Below are 2,402 nucleotides of genomic sequence, written 5' to 3'. Positions count from 1 at the left end.
TCCGAATGATGAATCGCGTCGTCGAGTGGGTGGCCTTGGCGGGCGCGGTAGGCCGCGGCGTGGCGCAGCGCGCGCTCGACGAAGCCGGTGTCCTTGACCAGTGAGCACTCCCAGCCGCCGATCAGGCCGGCGTAGGCGTCGACGACGAACGCGGTGTAGCCGAACCCGCTGCCGTCGAGCGGGACGTAGACATCCCACGCGAGTGAGTTGTCAAGCAGCGACTGGATTTGGGTGTTCGGTTCGGTGTGGCCAGGCGGCGTTGTCGTCCCAGGGCTGGTTGTTTGCCAGGCACCACCAGAGGCGGCCGAGGAGTTTGTTGGCCAGGTTGCGCAGCGCGGCGTTGTGCTGGTCGCCGGCGGCGCGGCGTTTGTCGTAGTGTTCGCGGGCGCCGGCGGATTTGGTGAGCGTCGCGAACGCCCACCAGTGACACGCGTCGGCGAGGCGTTTGTTGCGGACTTTGCGGGCCTTGACGTAGTGCGAGCGTCCGGACGCGATCGTCACCGGCGCGGTGCCGGAGAACGCGCGCAGACTGTTCGGGTCGGTGAATCGTGTGGGGTCGTCACCGATCTCGGCCAGGACGCGGGCGGCGAGGATCGGGCCCAGGCCCGGTGCCGAGCGCAGGATCGCCGCCTGTGGATGCTGGTCGAATTCGCGGGCCAGCTCGGTTTCGAGGTCGTCGACGGCTCGCTGCATCGCGATGACGATCCCGAGGAGCCCGGCCACGGTGTGGCCCAGTGACTGTTCGACCCGTGGTGGCTGCCCAAGCGCCGGTGTGTGCAGGTCAGTGAGGATCTGCTCGACCAGGGCGGGGTGATTGCCGCGGCCGGACCGCTGCAGCAATGTCACTACCCGACGGCGGGTCAGCTGCTGCCCGGCTGCCGGGGTCGGCGCGGCCGCCAGCACGCTCAGCGCTGCCTTGTGTGTGAGGTTCGGAAACGCTTGCAGTGCTTGCGGATAGAACTCGAGCAGCACCGATCGTAAGCGGCTGACGGTTTGGTGCAGCGCCCAGATTGCCTCCTGGTGCTGGCGGGCCAGCGCCTTGACCGCGCGGCCCTGCTCGCTGACCGCTGGCAGCGGGCGGTGCATGTGCCGGTCGGTGCGCAGGATGTGCGCGAGCACTGCGGCGTCGCCGGGATCGGACTTGCCGCCTGCCTGACCGTAGCGTTCCCGATAGCGGGCCACCGCGCGCGGGTTGATCGGATACACCGTGAACCCGGCCTCGACCAACGCCACGACGAGTAGGTTCTTGTCGGTTTCGAGCGCAATCGGCGTGTCCTCAACGCTGCCGCCGTGCTGTGCGATCAACGCCAGCAGATTGTTGAATCCGGTTGCGCCGGGGTCGATCCGGGACCGGGCGACCAGCGCACCATCCTCGTCGACCAGCGCGAGGTCGTGGTGCGCCTCGGCCCAGTCGACCCCGCAGGTCAGCTTCATGTACTTGTCTCCGTTCCGGTGTCGGTGTTCTCCTTCGTGTTCGAGCTCGAGGTTGGTGCGGCGACCTAATGGACAGCGCTCGACGGCGCGGCATCTCACAAGCCGATCACGGACCTCGTGGCGGACCGGCAGGGTCACCGTCTACGTAGAGATCTCTGACGCGTCCGTGTCATCACATGCAGTGATCACCTGCCGGCAGCTCACCGGCCAGACTGCGCCCGGATCGGTGAAATCTCAGTGACCCCTGCCGGTTCGCGTCTTGCGTGTCGGAACGGGCTCCGACTCTCCCATTAGGTGAAGTCGGCCACGACCAGCAGGTTCGGCGCCGCAACCCGCCAGTGCCGGCCCACCAGGTCGGGTGCCCGGGCCGCAGCCGGGTCGCGCTCGGTGGTGCGCGGCGCGCGGCGAGCACGGGTCACCCCGCGCCAGCCGTTGCGGCGCATGATCCGTTCCACCGTGCGCCGCGCCACCGGGATGCCCTGGCGCTGCAGGTGCGCCCACATCTTCAGGCTGCCGTACAGGCTCTCGGGCGGGCGTTTCCCGTCGGCGTCGGGTTCGTAGTAGCCGGCAAGGATTTCGGTGATTGTGGTGTCCCACAGGGCCCGCTTCGACGGCCCCGACGAGCGGTGCGCCCAGTAGGTGCGCGGGGCGATCTGCACGCCGTGCACGGCCAGTGCCCGACAGATCGGTACGACCCCGAACTCCTCACGATGGGCGTCGATGAACTCGCAGATCAGCGGTGTCGCGGGTCGCACTCCCGCGCGAAGAAACTTGTTGCGGCCTTCAATATTTCCAATGTTATCTTGGGTGGGATGGGCTGTTCTGCCGGTTGACCAGGATGTTTGCGTCGTGGACGGTGTCCGTGACGGGGATGCTGGCGATGCGGTTGGCGCGGAGCTGCCCGTGTAGGTGAGCGATCTGGTCGCGGAGTCGACGGTTGTCGTTGTCGAGTTCGCGGATGCGTTCGT

General features: G+C 67.7%; 1 protein-coding gene, 2 pseudogenes and 1 other annotated feature. All 3 genes and pseudogenes read right to left on the bottom strand.

All coding sequences use genetic code 11. From position 1 onward, the window contains the following. A pseudogene (locus tag VKI00_RS32540) lies at window positions 1–164 on the bottom strand (IS3 family transposase); the annotation flags it as partial. Window positions 165–210: 46 nt separating this feature from the next. Next, a complete protein-coding gene (locus VKI00_RS32535; protein ID WP_324447410.1) occupies window positions 211–1,434 on the bottom strand; it encodes an IS110 family transposase in 1,224 nt (407 codons plus the stop codon). A gap of 293 nt (window positions 1,435–1,727) precedes the next feature. Then, window positions 1,728–2,233: pseudogene (locus VKI00_RS32530) on the bottom strand (IS3 family transposase); the annotation flags it as partial. Next, window positions 2,079–2,210: a sequence feature (AL1L pseudoknot), on the bottom strand. Its footprint overlaps the pseudogene before it by 132 nt. Window positions 2,234–2,402 lie beyond the last annotated feature (169 nt).

Source organism: Mycobacterium sp. (genome assembly GCF_035314665.1).
In the GTDB taxonomy this organism is placed as follows: domain Bacteria; phylum Actinomycetota; class Actinomycetes; order Mycobacteriales; family Mycobacteriaceae; genus Mycobacterium.
The sequence above is the reverse complement of the archived record's forward strand: the minus strand, read 5'-3'. Positions and strand labels throughout refer to the sequence as shown.

Excerpts from the sequence above, each read along its gene's own strand:
- VKI00_RS32535 (WP_324447410.1), bottom strand. The coding sequence starts at position 1,434 with ATGAAGCTGACCTGCGGGGTCGACTGGGCCGAGGCGCACCACGACCTC.